We start from the raw sequence: 302 nt of genomic DNA, 5'->3' as shown, positions 1-302 counted from the left end.
GATGCTGGGCGCCGGCATCGTGCACGGGCTGTACGCCGTGCTGGGCCAGGCCCCGCTTGGTCCGTTGGTCGGCTTCTGGCGCTTCACCCTGGGCAGCGCCGCCACGGTGGTGCTGATCACCGCGCTGGCGCTGCGCTATTTCTACGTCAGCGACCGCTGGGAAGCGCAGGTGCAGGCCAACGCGCGCGCCGAAGCCGACGCCTTGCAGGCACGCATCCGCCCGCACTTCCTGTTCAACAGCATGAACCTGATCGCCAGCCTGTTGCGGCGCGACCCGGTCGTCGCCGAGCAGGCGGTGCTGG

At 70.2% G+C, this 302-nt stretch carries 1 protein-coding gene; it reads left to right on the top strand.

Going from position 1 to position 302, the window contains the following annotated elements; genetic code table 11:
* Positions 1-302 (top strand): sensor histidine kinase (locus Y887_RS16800; protein ID WP_046965438.1); only part of this gene is annotated, 302 nt, incomplete at both ends.

The sequence above is a fragment of the Xanthomonas pisi DSM 18956 genome, from assembly GCF_001010415.1.
Classification (GTDB): Bacteria; Pseudomonadota; Gammaproteobacteria; order Xanthomonadales; family Xanthomonadaceae; genus Xanthomonas; species Xanthomonas pisi.
The sequence above is the reverse complement of the archived record's forward strand: the minus strand, read 5'-3'. Positions and strand labels throughout refer to the sequence as shown.